Below are 16,875 nucleotides of genomic sequence, written 5' to 3'. Positions count from 1 at the left end.
TAGTAAGATAAAAGACTAGTGAAAAATGAAGCGTTTTCAATGAATATTCGTCAAAATTCGATATTTTATATAGAAATGTGAAAAAAATTAAACATATTTAAGAAAAAAACGTATATTTTTTATAAATTAACAAGGATATTTCAGTTTTTCGCAGAATTGGTAAAGTATAAAAAATTCTGTCATCTTAGTGAGGTGAGCATATTGAGTGTAATAAATTGTGAAGAAGTGAAACGAGATGAGTTTCATACAGAAAAGTACTATGACAGTTATAACATCTTTGGTGCACATGTTGTGACGGAAGATGAGATGCGAGGTGTACGATTTACAGTATGGGCTCCTCATGCGAAAGCAATGAGTGTTGTTGGAGATTTTAATGAATGGGATTATGAGCAACATAAGATGCTGCAAGTGACAGAAGAGGGAATTTGGTCCCTATTTATACCGCATATAGAAGAAAGAGAAATATATAAATATGCGATTGAAACGATGGCTGGTGATGTCATTCTCAAGGCAGATCCGTATGCTGTGTATGCAGAAGTAAGACCGAATACGGCATCTGTAGTTTTTGATATAAAGGGATACGAATGGAATGATAAAAACTGGAGTCGTAAGAAAAAGAAAAAATCGGTTTATAAAGAAGCGATGACAGTTTATGAATTACATTTCGGTTCTTGGAAAAAGAAAGAAGATGGAACACTGTATTCTTACAGAGAAATGGCAGAAGAACTCATTCCTTATGTGGTGGAACATCAATTTACACATATTGAAATTATGCCGCTTGTTGAGCATCCATATGATCGTTCTTGGGGATACCAAGGGACGGGATATTATGCCGCAACGAGTAGATTCGGCACGCCATATGATTTGATGCATTTTGTCGATGAATGTCATAAATATGGAATCGGTGTCATTTTAGATTGGGTGCCGGGGCATTTTTGTAAAGATGCTCACGGTTTATATTTGTTTGATGGGACACCGACTTATGAATATAAAGATAAAGATGTGCAAGAAAATCCAGTATGGGGAACTGTCAACTTTGATTTAGGAAAGAGGGAAGTACGTAATTTCTTAATTTCAAATGCGTTATTTTGGATGAGATATTTCCATATTGATGGTTTCAGGGTAGATGCAGTTGCGAACATGCTGTACTGGAATAAAGAAGGACAAGAGCAAAGTAATGAGCACGCTGTTTCATTTTTACGAGAGTTAAATGAAGCTGTGTTTGCAGAGGATGAAGATTTTCTTATGACAGCAGAGGATTCAACAGCTTGGCCACTTGTAACAGCTCCAACGTATGAAGGTGGGCTTGGATTCAATTACAAATGGAATATGGGCTGGATGAATGACGTGCTGAAATATATGGAATGTGCGCCAGAGTACAGAAAATATATTCATGATAAAATGACGTTCTCTTTACTATATGCTTACTCTGAAAATTTCATATTACCGCTTTCTCATGATGAAGTCGTTCATGGGAAAAAGTCGTTATTAAATAAAATGCCAGGAGACTACTGGGATAAGTTTGCTCAACTTCGTTTATTATATGGATATTTCTTTACTCACCCAGGAAAGAAATTACTTTTCATGGGAGGAGAATTCGGGCAGTTTGATGAGTGGAAAGACCTTGAAGATTTAGATTGGAATTTACATGATTTTGAAATGCATCGTTATATGCATGATTACTTTAAAGAGCTCATAGCATTGTATAAGCGCTCCAAACCACTTTGGCAGCTTGATCATTCGCCTGAAGGTTTTCAGTGGATTGATGCTAATAATAATGAGCAAAGTATTTTCTCTTTTATTCGCCAAGGGGATAAACAAGAAGATGCGTTAGTTGTCGTATGTAATTTTACGAAAGCTACATATGAAAACTATAAAGTAGGTGTACCAGATTTTGAGTATTATAACGAGATTTTAAACAGTGATGCTGAGCAATATGGCGGATCAGGGCAAGTAAATAAGAAACGTCTGAAGGCGATTCAAGAACCGTTTCATAATCAAGCAGCACATGTAGAAATTACAATTCCACCATTTGGCGTATCCATATTACGACCAGTGAAGACGAGAAAGGGGAGCAAAAAACAAGATGGCTCAAAAACAAAAGTGTGTAGCAATGTTACTAGCAGGGGGAAAAGGTAGTCGATTAAGTGCATTAACAAAAAATTTAGCCAAGCCAGCTGTTCCATTTGGTGGTAAATATCGCATTATTGATTTTACGCTAAGTAACTGCGCGAATTCTGGTATTGAAACGGTTGGGATTTTAACGCAATATCAACCACTAGAACTTCATAATTATATCGGAATTGGCAATGCGTGGGATTTAGACCGAGTAAGTGGTGGAGTCACAGTATTACCTCCTTATGCGGAGTCTTCAGGTGTGAAATGGTACACAGGTACGGCAAGTGCCATTTATCAAAACTTAAACTATTTAAGTCAGTATGAGCCAGAGTATGTTCTCATTTTATCAGGCGACCATATTTATAAAATGGATTACAGTAAAATGCTAGATTACCATATTGAGAAAGAAGCGGACGTTTCGATTTCTGTTATTGAAGTGCCTTGGGATGAGGCGAGTCGCTTTGGCATTATGAATACGAACGAAGAGATGGAGATTGTTGAATTTGAAGAGAAACCGCAATTTCCAAGAAGTAATCTTGCATCAATGGGGATCTACATTTTTAACTGGGCAATTTTGAAAGAGTATTTAGAAATGGATGCAAGAAACCCTGAATCTAGTAATGATTTCGGAAAAGATGTGCTTCCACTTTTATTAGATGAAGGGAAGAAGCTAATGGCGTATCCGTTTGAAGGATATTGGAAAGATGTTGGTACAGTGAAGAGCTTATGGGAAGCGAATATGGATTTACTGCGCGATGAAACATCACTAAATTTAAACGACCGTGACTGGCGTATTTATTCTGTTAATCCAAACGAACCGCCTCAATATATTGCTGAAAAGGCAAGAGTAGAAGAATCACTTATTAACGAAGGATGCGTCATCGAAGGGGACGTGAAGCATTCTGTATTATTCCAAGGGGTGACGGTGGAAGAAGGTAGTATGGTTATTGATTCTGTCGTTATGCCAGGAGCGAAGATTGGCAAAAATGTTGTGATTGAAAGGGCAATTGTTGGATCGGAAATGGTTATTGAAGATGGAACAATTATTCGTCCGGAAAAAAATGTTGACGATGTAGTACTTATTGCTGAAGGGAAATAGAAAAGGGGGATGAAATGAATGGGAGAAAAAATGTTAGGAATTATTAATGCAACGGGAAGTTTTCCTTCCTTAAAGAAAGTAACAGGGCATCGTTCACTAGCGGCGTTACCGTTTGGGGGCCGTTATCGACTCATTGATTTCATGCTTTCAAATATGGTGAATTCTAATATTCATAGTGTGGCAGTTTTTACAAGCCATAAAAACCGTTCACTAATGGATCACGTTGGTTCAGGCAAACAGTGGGATTTAGATAGAAAACGAGACGGACTGTTTTTATTCCCGCCAAATTGCCAATGTGATCAAGATGAATTTGGATCTTTTGCACATTTTAGAAGACATATTGATTATTTTCTAAGAAGCAGAGAAGAGTACGTCGTGATTACGAATAGCCATCTCGTAACAGCATTACATTTTCAAGCAGTGTTAGAGCGACATATACATACGGCAGCTGATATTACGGAAGTTTGCCATGAAGGGGTTTCGCTTCAAACATACGTGTTAAAGAAACAATTATTGTTAGATTTATTTGAGTCATATAAAGATGTGGAGCAATATAGCTTATTCGATGTAGTGAGAGAAAAGCGCGGAAAATCACTACATATTGCTACATATGAGCATACAGGATATGTAGCTATTATTGATTCGATTGAAAGTTACTATAAACATAGCTTAGAAATTTTGCAACCTGCTATTTGGAAGCAACTATTTAAGAAAGAAGCACCGATCTTTACGAAAGTAAAAGATGAACCACCAACTCGTTATGTAAAGGGTGCAGCTGTGAAAAACACAATGATTGCAAACGGCAGTATTATTGAAGGTGAAGTAGAAAATAGCGTTGTCTCCCGTTCTGTTAAAATTGGAAAAGGTTCAATTGTTCGTAATAGCATTATTATGCAAAAGAGCCAAATTGGAGATAATTGTATAATAGACGGTGTTATTATTGATAAAGATGTGAAAATTGGTGACGGTGTTGTTTTAAAAGGAACTGCCGATGAGCCATACGTTGTAGAAAAAGGAAGCATTCAAAACAGTACGATTAATAGTTATTCTTAAGAAATCAGTGGGGGTTTTTCCTCCACTGATTCAAATTTTAATTTAAATGAAAACTCGAAGGGAGGAAGCTGCAAGGGAAGTAGTATAAGCTTTTCGTGCAGTGGGACAACAAGTGAATATTTTATTTGCAGTATCAGAATGTGTACCATTTGTTAAATCGGGAGGATTAGCTGATGTAGCAGGTGCGCTCCCAAAAGAGCTAAAAAAATTAGGTGTGGACGTTCGCATTGTACTCCCGAATTATAGTCTTATTCCGCAAAAATTAAGGGACGGATGTACGCTACATAAAGTAATTAACGTCCCGCTTGGCTGGAGAAATCAATATTGTGGAATTTTAAAAGGTGAGCAAGACGGGATTACGTATTACTTAATAGATAATGAATATTATTTTAAGAGGGATTCTCTGTATGGTCATTATGATGATGGAGAGCGTTTTTCTTATTTCTCGAAAGCAGTATTAGAGTGTATTCCGCATCTTGATTTCGAAGTGGATGTTCTTCATAGCCACGATTGGCATACAGCCATGGTGAATTTTTTACTGCGTGAAAAGTATCAAGATAACCCGTTATATGAGCATATTAAAACGGTATATACGATTCATAACTTGCAGTTCCAAGGTGTATTTCCTCCTGAAGTGATGTACGACTTGTTAGAACTTGGTGATGAATATTTTCATAGTGAGCAGTTAGAGTTTTATGGAAATGTGAACTTTATGAAGGGCGGTATTATCGCTTCTGATCAAATTACAGCGGTTAGCCCGACGTACAAAGAAGAAATTCAATATGAATTTTTCGGTGAGAAGTTAGATGGATTACTGCGAAAATATAATGATAAGCTTAGTGGCATTGTAAATGGAATTGATACGAGCGTGTACAATCCAGAAACGGATTCGTATATTAATGCTCAGTACGATGCAGGTTCATTATATGAAAAGAATGAAAATAAACGCGCGTTGCAGCGTTATTTTGGTTTGCCAGAAAAAGAAGATACACCAATTATTTCAATGGTAACGAGATTAACGAAGCAAAAAGGTCTTGATTTAGTACGTACTGTATTCCGAGAAATAATGGAAGAAGATGTACAATGTATTATTTTAGGATCAGGTGATTCGGAATATGAACAATTCTTTGAGTGGATGGCATATGAGTATCCTGAGAAGGTAAAAGTGTATATCGGCTTTAATGAGGAGTTAGCGCACCAAGTGTATGCGGGAAGTGATTTATTTTTAATGCCATCACTGTTTGAGCCGTGTGGCCTTGGACAACTTATCGCATTAGCGTATGGTACGATTCCAATTGTAAGGGAAACAGGCGGATTAAATGATACGGTACAATCTTATGACGAAGAAACTGGAGAAGGAAATGGTTTCAGTTTCACGAACTTTAATGCACATGATATGTTGCACACAGTTCGTCGTGCAATTGAATTTTATCATGATAAACCGGTATGGGATCAGCTTGTAAAACAAGCGATGACTGAAGATTATAGCTGGGAGAAATCAGCTCTTGCTTATAAAAAATTGTATAAAAGTCTCATGGAATAACATGTAGGTGGTGAAGAGATGTTTACTCATGTTGAAAGTTTCAAATCAGCTTTTCTAGAAAAGTTAGAGACGATGTATGGTAAAAGTTTCAAAGACTCTACAACTCGTGATCAATACAATACGCTTGGGTACATGGTACGTGAGTATATGAATAGTCAATGGATTGCAACGAATGAAAGTTATCGGTCTGGAGAGCGAAAGCAAATGTATTACTTATCCATTGAGTTTTTACTTGGGCGTTTGCTTGGAAGTAACATATTAAATTTAGGCATCAAGGATGTATGTGAGCAAGGGCTTTCTGAGCTTGGAATTTCGTTGCAACAATTAGAAGAGGTGGAAGCAGATGCAGGTCTTGGAAATGGTGGACTTGGACGGTTAGCAGCCTGTTTCCTTGATTCACTTGCATCTTTAAACTTACCAGGTCATGGGTGCGGAATTCGTTACAAACACGGCTTATTTGATCAAAAAATTGTTGATGGTTATCAAGTTGAATTTCCAGAACAGTGGCTTCTTCATGAAAATGTATGGGAAGTAAGAAGGCATGATCAAGCTGTAGAAGTAAGTTATTTCGGCAATGTTGAACCGCTCTACATTGATGGGCGTTTAGAATTCAGGCATACAAATGCAGAAGTAATTATGGCCGTACCATATGACGTTCCAGTAGTAGGTTATGAGACGAGTACTGTAAATACACTTAGACTTTGGAATGCGGAACCAGTTCCTTTCCCACAAAATTGCAAAGATATTTTGAAATATAAGCGTGAAACAGAGGCGGTATCGGAGTTTTTATATCCAGATGATACGCATGATGAGGGGAAAATACTTCGTTTGAAACAACAGTATTTCCTCGTATCAGCAAGCTTGCAAAATATCGTTCGTATGCATAGAGAAAGATATGGTGACCTTCGTCAATTACATGAGAAAATTGCGATTCATATTAATGATACCCATCCAGTTTTGGCGATTCCAGAACTGATGCGTATTTTATTAGATGAAGAAAAACTAGCATGGGAAGAAGCTTGGCACATAACGACGCAAACGATTTCTTATACGAATCATACGACGTTATCAGAAGCTCTTGAAAAGTGGCCAATTCACATTTTTAAACCGTTATTACCGAGAATTTATATGATTATTGAAGAGATTAATGAACGTTTCTGTCATGAACTTTGGGAACGTTATCCGTATGAATGGCATCGCATTGAAGAGATGGCGATTATTGCGCATGATCTTGTGAAAATGGCTCATTTAGCAATTGTCGGTAGCCATAGTGTAAACGGTGTAGCAAAAATTCATACGGAGATTTTAAAACAACGTGAAATGCGATTGTTTTATGAGTTTTATCCAGATAAGTTTAATAATAAAACGAATGGAATCGCTCATAGACGCTGGTTAATGAAGGCGAATCCGCAACTGACAAACCTTATTTCAGAGGCGATTGGAACAGAGTGGAAGAAAGAACCGATTAAGCTTCAAGAGCTACAATTAGTTCAATACGATGCGAGTTTCCAAGAGAAATTTGCAGAGGTAAAACAAGAGCGTAAAGAGATTTTAGCAGCGCGCATTCATCATACAATGGGGATTACAATTGATCCTAATTCTATTTTTGATGTGCAAGTAAAAAGACTGCATGCTTACAAGCGACAATTATTAAATGTTCTTCATATTTTATACTTGTATAACCGTTTGAAAGAGGATGCTAGTTTTACATTTTATCCGCGTACTTTTATCTTTGGAGCGAAAGCATCACCTGGCTATTACTATGCGAAAAAAATTATTAAATTAATAAATGAACTTGCAAGGAAAGTGAATAACGATCCGTACGTAAGCCAATATATGAAAGTTATCTTTCTAGAAAACTATCGAGTGTCTGTAGCGGAAGATATATTCCCAGCGGCCGATGTAAGTGAACAAATTTCAACAGCGAGTAAAGAAGCATCCGGAACAGGCAATATGAAATTTATGATGAATGGTGCGATTACGCTCGGCACGTTAGACGGAGCGAATATTGAAATAAAAGATAGAGTCGGTGATGATAACTGTTTCATTTTCGGTTTAACAGCCGAAGAAGTTCTTCATTACTATCAAAATGGTGGATATCGTGCAAGTGATTATTATCACCACAATGGGCACATTAAGAAGGTAGTAGACCAGTTAACGAATGGTTTCTTTGCACAGTCGGGAGCTGAATTTGAAGCAATTTACGATTCTCTTGTTATTCAAAATGATGAATATTTCGTCCTGCGAGATTTTGGCCCATATGCGGAAAAGCAAGAAGCTGTTGGTAGAGCTTATGAGAACCGAACGAAGTGGCTCGAAATGTCGATTTTAAATATTGCACAATCTGGTCATTTTGCGAGCGATCGAACGATTTTACAGTATAGTAATGAGATTTGGGGTATTGGTAATACAGTTACGCAAATTTAAAGAGATTGCTACGTTGGAAAAGATTATATGAAATTTATATCGGCGATTTTTAAGATATATCGGTTTACCGACAAAATTTAACACTAATAAATAAACCGAGCTTAAACTCATTAAGCTCGGTTTTCTTTTTTGCTTAAGAAAGAAATGGGATCGCAGTATATATGATACCTGTTCCATCATATTCTCCTGTCGCAAAGTATGAAAATGTAAAGAAACCTGTAAACGTAAAAATTACAATGAGAAAAAGTGCAAAGATAAATTTTAGCATGTAAGGTCCCCTCATCCAAAAATAATTTCATATATTATTATAGTATAAGGATATTTTATTTCCAATTGTTTACTGGTTAAAAATGAGAAGTCAGACATGTTTTGTATGTTGTCATGGCATGATTATTTGCAATCGATTTTGTGTTTTTTGTAAAAGTCATGTTGTGATGAACGTGTGCATATTCCCAGTCTTGGTCATTAAAATTTATGTTTCGAGGAGGAAGAAGTGGAACGACATCAAATAAATTGACGAAACGAAAGCTACTAGCTACTTGCAGTTTATAATAATTCCGAAAGGCGATATCTCCCACTTTTGGGGAGGCAAATGTATACAGACCGTACTGTGCGAAGGCAGTGTTTATACGCGCATCGAGTATATGTAGTGTAGCGAGTGCGCCGCCTAAACTATGACCTGTTGCAAGAAGTTTCTTATGGGCTGGTAATGATACGAGCATATCCATAATAGAATCTCGGCAAGATTCATAAATGGAAAGAAAGCCGTTATGGACATTTCCGCTATTTAAAGCATATGGATATGGTTTTTGGTTAACGAGTGAATCGATAATCCAGTCTGTATCTGTTTGTGTCCCGCGAAAAGCTACAATAACGGTATCCTCAGATTCTAGTATGAATCCGAACCATTCTGTCGTTTGAATGGTTTTTCCTTGAAAGCCTTGTACATATTGAAAACCATCTGGTATTTCAAAAATCCCATTTTGTTTATATTGTTCATACGTTAACTCACAACAAGAAGCTAACAGTATGGCAGTATCTTTATCAAAGGATAAAGGAGTACGCATTAAGGGAGCCTCCTTAAGAAAAGGTATAGTTCAATATATGCAGTGAGGGACTTGATTCATTCTTTTAGAAAAAAACCTTAAAACTACAGTTACGTGAGGGAGTATTATATGATTCGAAGTGGTTTGTATAGTCCACCTCAATAAAAAGAGCCCTATAAGGGCCCTATTTACTCTTTCCCATCTAATAAACGACCAAGTCCACCTAAAACGCTACCTTCACCAGTGCTTTGCGCTGCTGGGCTTGTCAGGCGTGCTGCTAAGCGGCTAAGTGTTAAGGACTGAATCCAAACTGTTCCAGGTCCTTCTAACGTTGCGAAGAATAAACCTTCGCCGCCAAATAGAGCTGTTTTTACTTTTCCAACGAACTCGACATCGTAATTAACGTCTTTTGTCATGGCAACGAGACAACCTGTATCAATGCGAAGTTTTTCGCCATGCTTTAATTCACGTTTGTATACAGTTCCGCCTGCATGCATGAAAGCAAGTCCATCACCTTCGAGTTTCTGCATGATGAAACCTTCGCCGCCGAAGAAACCAGTTCCGATTTTTTTTGTAAACTCGATTCCGATAGAAACGCCTTTTGCGGCACAAAGAAACGCATCTTTTTGACAAACTACTTTCCCTTGATATTCTGTTAAATCTACAGGGATAATTTTACCTGGATAAGGAGCAGCAAAGGATACGTGACGCTTGCCGTGACCTGTATTTGTAAATACAGTCATAAACATGCTTTCCCCTGTAACGAGACGCTTACCAGCGCCCATTAATTTTCCGAATAAACCTCCAGATGGGCCAGAACCATCACCGAAGATTGTTTCCATTTCGATGGAATCTTCCATCATCATCATTGCGCCAGCTTCTGCAATAACGCTTTCTTCTGGGTCTAACTCAATTTCAACAAACTGCATATCATCGCCGTATAATTTATACTCGATTTCATGTGCTCTCATTTTTTCACCTCGTATGTAATAGATATTTATATTGTACAGAATTTAATAGGATTAGAATACTTTAGTTTTGTTAATTTTTAAATAAAGTGGGAGCACCCAAAATTGGTTGTCAGCTCTCACCAATCGAGCAGTCCGCAAATAGCGAGATAAAATATGAATATGGAAGTTCAACATTATATTAAAATTATAAAAAAATAATGGAATGAAAGTGTTCTCATTTGACGTTTTGGATATAGCGTGATATAGTGAAATCACTATTGAGCTACATAATGTGGTACGGAAATAAAGCACGTTGAATTAAAGGCTGTAAGCTTGTTATACATTCATGTCCTTTATATCCACCTTTTCATGTGGATTCATAGTTTCATTTTTATTTAGGAGGTACATGACATGCAAACAGGTAAAGTTAAATGGTTCAACAGCGAAAAAGGTTTCGGTTTCATCGAAGTTGAAGGTGGAGACGATGTATTCGTTCACTTCTCAGCTATCCAAGGTGACGGATTCAAAACTTTAGAAGAAGGTCAAGAAGTTTCTTTCGAAATCGTTGAAGGTAACCGTGGACCACAAGCTGCTAACGTTACAAAAAACTAATTAGCTAGCGATAAAAAGCATTCCGATTTTCGGAATGCTTTTTTTTATTCTTTGGAACTCGACTCATTTGAAGATAATTCGCCCTTAAAGGTGCGGTCTTCAAAGTCATCAAGCATTTGTTCATATTCTTCATGCTCTTCTGTAGCGAAAACTTGCAGATTTTTCCCATGCATATCTGTACCGATAAAGTTTTCGAAATCCTCTACGTAGCCTACATTTTCTTCGCTATTTACGTACATGCCATTGTAGTTTTTTGAATCTTGTCTTTCTAAATCGGACGGCGTTTCGGATGTTCCATAATTGGCAACATCTTGCCATGCATCTTCTGCATCATATTCAACAGAACGATCTTCGTCATGTTTGTGAAAAGAAGGAGACAACACTTCTTCTTCGACTGGTCGTGTATTCATATTTAACTTATTTGTTGCGTGCTGAACGCATGTTGTAGCAGTCGGCATTGCTTCTAATCTTTCAAATGGAATTTCTTCACCAGATACTTCGCAAATGCCGTACGTACCCGCTTCTATTTTTTGCAGGGCATGTTTCGTATCCTCTAGCTGTTTATGCCAAAGTTCAATAAGCCCGAAGTCTTTTTCACGCTCATATAGCTCTGTTGCCATATCAGCCGGATGGTTATCGTAGCTAGATAATTCTCCAACAGATTCACGTTCAGATGCACGATCTTCATTTTCGTGTGTTTGTATCGTTTGCTCTAGTTCTTGTTTTTGTTTTTCTAAAACGGATTTAAATTGATTTATTTGTTGTGGAGTTAACATAGTCGTCCACCTTCCTACAATTCAGTTTCTTTACATAGTATGAGCGTTGCGAGTAGGAATTATGAGCTGAAATTGGTATATGAAAAAGGAGCCGCATTAGCAGCTCCTTTTAAAGGAAATATCCAAGCAATAATCCGATTCCCATGAGGAGACCGAAGATTGTATTTGTTTTTGCTGTTGCTATCATCGCAGGTACCATTTCCATTGGAATGCTTTTGCCGATAAAGCCTTTCGTCGCTTTAAATGCTTTCGGTGCACTTAAAAATACGATCAGCATCCATGGTGATACGATGCCCACGATAATTAAAGCAATTGTCCAAATGTAGGAAACGATGAACATAGAAGCAAGTACACCGACCGCTCGCTCGCGTCCAACGAGAATGGCTAACGTTTTACGACCGTTTTCTTTATCGCCATCTAAGTCACGGATGTTATTAGCTAGTAAAATGGCACCAATTAAAATCGAGCTTGGAATAGATAGTAAAACGACTTCTGATGTTACAGTTCCAGTTTGGATAAAGAATGAAATCCCAATAATAATGACACCCATAAATAATCCGGCTGTTAACTCTCCAAATGGTGTATATGCAATTGGAAGTGGACCGCCTGTATAAAGGTAAGCAACGGCCATACAAACAAGACCGATTGCAGCAAGCCACCAGCTAGAATTCATACAAATATAAACACCTAATAGTATTGCGATACCGAAAAATCCAAATGCTAAGTTAAGTACTGTTTTTGGCTGAATGCCATCGCGAACGATAGCGCCGCCGATACCAACTGAACCTTCGTGATCAAGTCCTCTTTTATAATCAAAGTATTCATTAAACATGTTTGTTGCTGCCTGAATGAGAAGACAAGCAAGAAGCATTATAAGGAAAAGAGGGAGATGTATTTGATTTATACCTCCGACCTGCATTGCATAGGCTGTTCCGATGAAAACAGGAACGAAAGCTGCTGTTAATGTATGGGGACGTAGTAAACTCCACCAAATGCGCCAGCCTGTTTGCTTGCTTGGCTTTGGCGCCGTAGGAGAGGAATTCGTTTCGACGTTCATTTCCATGTTGAATCCTCCTTTGGTCACATATTGTACACAACTAAGTGTAGAAAAAGCATCATTTAGTGTCAACGTTTATTTTCTAGGAAGAGAAGGTGAATTTCTCAGAAATGCTAAACGTTGACAGGCCTTTCGTTTGAGGTGTATCTTAAAATCAAGCGTAATTATGACTATTTTTCGCCCATAGGGGGGAGACAATTGTGATTCAAACGAAACAAAAAGGCTTGCAGGAAGTTCTAAGTGCAGCCATTAAGCATGCAACTGATGAAAAAATATTGGTTAGTTTTGTTAAAAAAATAGACTGGATGGATCCACTTCTGTTTTATGCAGCAGGAAAAAGGATCTCATTCGAAAATAGATGTTATTTTGCAGACCCAGCTCAGCATGTAATATTTGCTGGAATTGGTTCTGTTTTCACTATAGCAACTGCTTCTCACAAACGCTTTCAAACTGCTCGTGACGAGTGGGATAAAGTAAAAGAGAAAGCATTTGTACAAAGAGAAAGATACGAATTTGGAACAGGTCCTCTTTTATTTGGTGGATTTTCATTTGACCAAGAAAAAGAGAAAACAGATTTATGGAAAGAATTTGATGATACGACATTTTCACTACCGGCATTTTTATTAACTGTAAAAAATGAAAAAGCATGGTTAACAATGAATACATTTGTTTCAGCAACAGATTGTGCAGAAACTCTTTATAACGAAATTGTTTCTTTAGAAGAGAAAATTTTTGAGGAGAGTAAATGTGCACTAGAAGGATCGAAATTAACAGTTACTTCTAAAGTAGAAGTGGATCCGAAAGGCTGGATGAAGTCCATTGAGAAAGTGCAAGATGAGATGAAGCAGGGGAACGTGCAGAAGGTTGTATTAGCGAGGGAGCTAAAAGTAGAGATGGATCATCATATTGATTCTGCGCTTGTTTTAGAAGCACTTCGCATTGGGCAACCAGATTGTTACGTATTTTCTTTTGATTATAAAGGAGCATGCTTCTTAGGAGCGACGCCAGAGAGATTAATTCGTAAAGAAGATGAGAAGTTTACTTCAATGTGTCTTGCTGGTTCAACTGGTCATGGTCAATCTATAGAAGAAAGTAAGCGAAATAGTGATGCGCTTCTTCATGATGAAAAGAATTTAGCTGAACACGGTTATGTTGTGAACATGATCAGGTCGGTATTAAATGAGCACTGCGAATCCGTTAATATTCCGGAGAGTCCCGGTCTATTAACAACGAAAAACTTAATTCATTTATATACGCCTGTAGAGGCAAAAGGCGACGCGAGTCTTTTAACGATGGTAGAAGAATTACATCCAACACCAGCTCTTGGCGGGACACCTCGTTTAGAAGCGATGAAACTAATTCGTGATGTTGAATTGTTAGACAGAGGATTATATGGTGCACCGATTGGCTGGATAGATGATGAAGGAAATGGTGAATTTGCGGTTGCACTTCGCTGCGGATTATTAAATGGAGAGAAAGCATCCTTATTTGCCGGTTGCGGGATTGTAATTGATTCAGTACCGCAACTTGAATATGAAGAAACAAGTTTGAAGTTTAGACCGATGCTTGGTGCTTTGGAGGAATTAATGAAATGAACAATCATATAGAAGCATTATCATATTATTTAGGCGCGTTCGTGGATGAACTGACGCGTCTAAATGTATGTGATGTTGTCATTAGTCCAGGCTCACGGTCAACGCCGATTGCTCTACTAATGGAACAACATGAAGGAATGAACACATATTTACATGTAGATGAAAGATCTGCAGGATTTTTTGCGCTCGGTATTGCAAAAGCGAAAAAACGTCCTGTTGCATTATTATGTACGTCAGGAACGGCTGCAGCGAACTACTATCCAGCTGTATGTGAAGCTTTTCATTCGCGAGTGCCGCTTATCGTCTTAACGGCAGATAGACCGCATGAATTAAGAGATGTCGGTGCACCACAAGCGATGAATCAAATTAATTTATACGGCACGTTTGTGAAGCAATTTACAGAGATGGCACTTCCAGAAGCGAATGAGGCGATGTATCATTACGCTCGCATGACAACGCAGCGCACGATAGCAAGCGCGCTTTTAGCACCGCAAGGACCTGTTCATCTTAATTTTCCGGTTCGCGAACCGCTTATCCCGGACTTCTCATTAGAAAGTTTATGGGATAAAGGACGCGGAGAATATACAGGAGTAGTTCAGCGAGGGAACGCGGTGATGCCGAGTGAATATGTAGATTCTCTTGTAGGGCGCCTTTCACATATGGAAAAGGGGCTTATTATTTGTGGAGATGATAGTCATTCAGAAATCGCAACGTTTGCAACGCAACTAGCTGAAAAAACGGGATATCCAATATTAGCGGATCCACTTTCTAACATTCGTAGCGGGCACCACGACAAAACGATGGTAATTGACTGTTACGATACATTTTTACGAAATGAATTGTTAAAAGAAACGTGGAAGCCGGACGTTATAATTCGCTTCGGTGGTATGCCTGTTTCGAAAGCATTAACGCAATTCATTAAAAAACAGACGAAAGCTGTTCATATCGTTGTTGACGAATCAGGACAATGGAGAGATCCAGCTCTCGTTGCAACAGAAGTTGTCCAAGCGAGTGATATTGCATTTTGCAGTGCACTAATAGAAAAAATGCCAGTTATGAAAAAGAATGATTGGTCCCAAATGTGGCAACATATAAACGAAAAAACGAAGGAAACACTTCGTGAAATGGAAACATATGATACGGCATTTGAAGGAAGAGTCATTACAGATATTGTCCGCGTATTACCAGAAGGGGCAACGTTATTTGCAAGTAATAGTATGCCAATTCGTGATACAGATTCTTTCTTCTTCACATCGGATAAAGATATTCAAGTAATGGCAAATCGCGGTGTAAATGGGATTGATGGAATCATTTCGACAGCTTTAGGAGCGAGCATGATTTGCGATCCGCTCGTATTAGTGATTGGTGATTTATCATTCTATCACGATTTAAATGGACTACTAGCCGCAAAATTACATGAATTAAACATAACGATTGTCGTTGTAAATAATGACGGTGGTGGTATTTTCTCATTCTTACCACAGTATGAGAAAAAGGAACATTTCGAATCATTATTTGGAACTCCAATTGGGCTTGATTATGAGCATGTTGTTACAATGTACGGTGGTTCATTTAGCCGTGTAAATGGCTGGGAGCAGTTCCGAGAAGAAGTACAAAAGGGTGCAACGAAAGAAGGTTTACACGTTGTAGAAATTTGTACGAACCGTGATGAAAACTTAACATTGCACCGTACGTTATGGGCAAAAACACAGGATGTAATTACTACATCGTTGCAAGGTGAATCAAAATGAACGTAACGCTGCAAGGTGTATCGTATGAATATGAAGTAGTCGGAAGCGGGGAACCACTTCTACTTCTTCATGGTTTTACGGGAAGCATGGAGACGTGGCGTTCCTTCGTTCCTTCTTGGAGTGAGCAATTTCAAGTTATTTTAGTAGATATTGTTGGGCACGGAAAAACGGAAAGCCCTGAAGATGTGACGCATTATAATATTCAAAATGTAGCGTTGCAAATGAAAGAACTACTAGATTATCTTCATATTGAAAAAGCGCACATACTTGGCTATTCAATGGGCGGTAGACTGGCGATTACGATGGCGTGTCTATATCCAGAATATGTATGTTCTCTTTTATTAGAAAACTGTACAGCTGGACTTGAAAGTGAAGGTGAGCGAAAAGAACGCTGTGAAAAAGATGAGCGACTTGCTCAGAAAATTGAGCGAGAAGGCATCGAAAGTTTTGTATCGATGTGGGAAAGTATTCCGCTGTTTGAAACGCAAAAACGTTTAGCACAAAACGTACAAGAAGCAGTACGAAAAGAGCGACTTGCTAACAATCAAAAAGGGCTTGCAAATAGCTTGCGCGGCATGGGAACAGGGGCTCAGCCTTCATGGTGGAATGAGCTGAAAAATTTAAAAATGCCTGTTCTTTTAATGAACGGTGAGCATGATGAAAAGTTCTTTCGCATATTAAAAAATATCGAAAAATGCGTCTCTGACGCGAAATTTGTCAAAATTGATGGTGCTGGCCATGCAATTCATGTGGAACAACCGGAAAAGTTTGATACAATAGTAAAGGGATTTCTAAAAACTATGCAGTGATGCTTTTTTCAGTTAAGAATGAAGTTACACTTATAGAGG

14 protein-coding genes are annotated in these 16,875 nt (G+C 38.1%); 9 read left to right on the top strand and 5 right to left on the bottom strand.

Annotation, left to right across the window (positions count from 1 at the left end):
- The first annotated feature begins 201 nt into the window (after window positions 1-201).
- The 5 genes from glgB (at window position 202) to glgP (ending at window position 8,240) form a co-directional block, all read left to right on the top strand.
- Window positions 202-2,139, top strand: coding sequence for a 1,4-alpha-glucan branching protein GlgB (gene glgB / locus BGI23_RS23645; RefSeq protein WP_070807065.1), 1,938 nt, complete (start codon window positions 202-204; stop codon window positions 2,137-2,139).
- Complete coding sequence (glgC, locus tag BGI23_RS23640) at window positions 2,087-3,217, top strand: glucose-1-phosphate adenylyltransferase (protein WP_000057612.1); 1,131 nt, start codon at window positions 2,087-2,089, stop codon at window positions 3,215-3,217. Before glgB ends, glgC begins: the two co-directional genes overlap by 53 nt.
- Before the next feature lie 18 nt (window positions 3,218-3,235).
- Window positions 3,236-4,270: a glucose-1-phosphate adenylyltransferase subunit GlgD gene (glgD, locus tag BGI23_RS23635; RefSeq protein WP_000504147.1), complete on the top strand. Its 1,035-nt coding sequence runs from the start codon at window positions 3,236-3,238 to the stop codon at window positions 4,268-4,270.
- Between the two features lie 112 nt (window positions 4,271-4,382).
- Complete coding sequence (glgA, locus tag BGI23_RS23630; protein WP_070807327.1) at window positions 4,383-5,813, top strand: glycogen synthase GlgA; 1,431 nt, start codon at window positions 4,383-4,385, stop codon at window positions 5,811-5,813.
- Between the two features lie 18 nt (window positions 5,814-5,831).
- Entirely contained in the window at window positions 5,832-8,240 is a 2,409-nt protein-coding gene (gene glgP / locus BGI23_RS23625) for a glycogen phosphorylase (RefSeq protein WP_070807064.1), read from the top strand.
- 133 nt (window positions 8,241-8,373) lie between these two features.
- Here the strand turns inward: glgP and BGI23_RS28810 are convergent, their stop codons facing one another.
- The 3 genes from BGI23_RS28810 to BGI23_RS23610 form a co-directional block, all read right to left on the bottom strand.
- Window positions 8,374-8,508, bottom strand: a complete 135-nt coding sequence (locus tag BGI23_RS28810) for a hypothetical protein (RefSeq protein WP_000911070.1) — start codon at window positions 8,506-8,508, stop codon at window positions 8,374-8,376.
- Between the two features lie 76 nt (window positions 8,509-8,584).
- A complete protein-coding gene (locus tag BGI23_RS23615; protein ID WP_001260122.1) occupies window positions 8,585-9,307 on the bottom strand; it encodes a lipase family protein in 723 nt (240 codons plus the stop codon).
- Between the two features lie 167 nt (window positions 9,308-9,474).
- Window positions 9,475-10,257 (bottom strand): TIGR00266 family protein, encoded by a 783-nt coding sequence (locus tag BGI23_RS23610; protein WP_070807063.1) that lies wholly within the window; start codon window positions 10,255-10,257, stop codon window positions 9,475-9,477.
- Window positions 10,258-10,647: 390 nt separating this feature from the next.
- Between BGI23_RS23610 and cspD the strand changes: the two genes are divergently transcribed.
- Window positions 10,648-10,848 carry a cold-shock protein CspD gene (cspD, locus tag BGI23_RS23605; protein ID WP_001193054.1) on the top strand — a complete coding sequence of 67 codons (201 nt, stop codon included), beginning with the start codon at window positions 10,648-10,650 and terminating at the stop codon, window positions 10,846-10,848.
- A 44-nt stretch (window positions 10,849-10,892) separates the two neighbouring features.
- On the opposite strand, the gene BGI23_RS23600 is transcribed toward cspD, so the two are convergent.
- Together BGI23_RS23600 and BGI23_RS23595 are read right to left on the bottom strand one after the other, a co-directional pair.
- Window positions 10,893-11,624, bottom strand: a complete 732-nt coding sequence (locus BGI23_RS23600; protein ID WP_070807062.1) for a yteA family sporulation protein — start codon at window positions 11,622-11,624, stop codon at window positions 10,893-10,895.
- Window positions 11,625-11,733: 109 nt separating this feature from the next.
- Window positions 11,734-12,687, bottom strand: coding sequence for a 1,4-dihydroxy-2-naphthoate polyprenyltransferase (locus BGI23_RS23595; protein WP_000425747.1), 954 nt, complete (start codon window positions 12,685-12,687; stop codon window positions 11,734-11,736).
- A gap of 194 nt (window positions 12,688-12,881) precedes the next feature.
- Here BGI23_RS23595 and BGI23_RS23590 point away from each other — a divergent pair, with 194 nt between their 5' ends.
- From BGI23_RS23590 to menH, 3 genes are read left to right on the top strand one after another with little or no spacing between them, the layout of a single operon-like run.
- Window positions 12,882-14,276, top strand: coding sequence for an isochorismate synthase (locus BGI23_RS23590; RefSeq protein WP_044793638.1), 1,395 nt, complete (start codon window positions 12,882-12,884; stop codon window positions 14,274-14,276).
- Window positions 14,273-16,027, top strand: coding sequence for a 2-succinyl-5-enolpyruvyl-6-hydroxy-3-cyclohexene-1-carboxylic-acid synthase (gene menD / locus BGI23_RS23585; protein WP_070807061.1), 1,755 nt, complete (start codon window positions 14,273-14,275; stop codon window positions 16,025-16,027). Before BGI23_RS23590 ends, menD begins: the two co-directional genes overlap by 4 nt.
- Entirely contained in the window at window positions 16,024-16,836 is an 813-nt protein-coding gene (gene menH / locus BGI23_RS23580) for a 2-succinyl-6-hydroxy-2,4-cyclohexadiene-1-carboxylate synthase (protein ID WP_070807060.1), read from the top strand. The genes menD and menH overlap by 4 nt, the downstream gene beginning before the upstream one ends.
- The last annotated feature ends 39 nt before the right edge of the window (window positions 16,837-16,875 follow it).

Source organism: Bacillus sp. ABP14 (assembly GCF_001831375.1).
In the GTDB taxonomy this organism is placed as follows: domain Bacteria; phylum Bacillota; class Bacilli; order Bacillales; family Bacillaceae_G; genus Bacillus_A; species Bacillus_A paranthracis.
Note: the sequence above shows the minus strand (reverse complement) of the source record. Positions and strands in the feature narration are given on the sequence as shown.

Excerpts from the sequence above, each read along its gene's own strand:
- glgC (WP_000057612.1), top strand. The coding sequence starts at position 2,087 with ATGGCTCAAAAACAAAAGTGTGTAGCAATGTTACTAGCAGGGGGAAAA.
- glgD (WP_000504147.1), top strand. The coding sequence starts at position 3,236 with ATGGGAGAAAAAATGTTAGGAATTATTAATGCAACGGGAAGTTTTCCT.
- glgP (WP_070807064.1), top strand. The coding sequence starts at position 5,832 with ATGTTTACTCATGTTGAAAGTTTCAAATCAGCTTTTCTAGAAAAGTTA.
- BGI23_RS28810 (WP_000911070.1), bottom strand. The coding sequence starts at position 8,508 with ATGCTAAAATTTATCTTTGCACTTTTTCTCATTGTAATTTTTACGTTT.
- BGI23_RS23615 (WP_001260122.1), bottom strand. The coding sequence starts at position 9,307 with ATGCGTACTCCTTTATCCTTTGATAAAGATACTGCCATACTGTTAGCT.
- BGI23_RS23610 (WP_070807063.1), bottom strand. The coding sequence starts at position 10,257 with ATGAGAGCACATGAAATCGAGTATAAATTATACGGCGATGATATGCAG.
- cspD (WP_001193054.1), top strand. The coding sequence starts at position 10,648 with ATGCAAACAGGTAAAGTTAAATGGTTCAACAGCGAAAAAGGTTTCGGT.
- BGI23_RS23600 (WP_070807062.1), bottom strand. The coding sequence starts at position 11,624 with ATGTTAACTCCACAACAAATAAATCAATTTAAATCCGTTTTAGAAAAA.
- BGI23_RS23595 (WP_000425747.1), bottom strand. The coding sequence starts at position 12,687 with ATGGAAATGAACGTCGAAACGAATTCCTCTCCTACGGCGCCAAAGCCA.
- menD (WP_070807061.1), top strand. The coding sequence starts at position 14,273 with ATGAACAATCATATAGAAGCATTATCATATTATTTAGGCGCGTTCGTG.
- menH (WP_070807060.1), top strand. The coding sequence starts at position 16,024 with ATGAACGTAACGCTGCAAGGTGTATCGTATGAATATGAAGTAGTCGGA.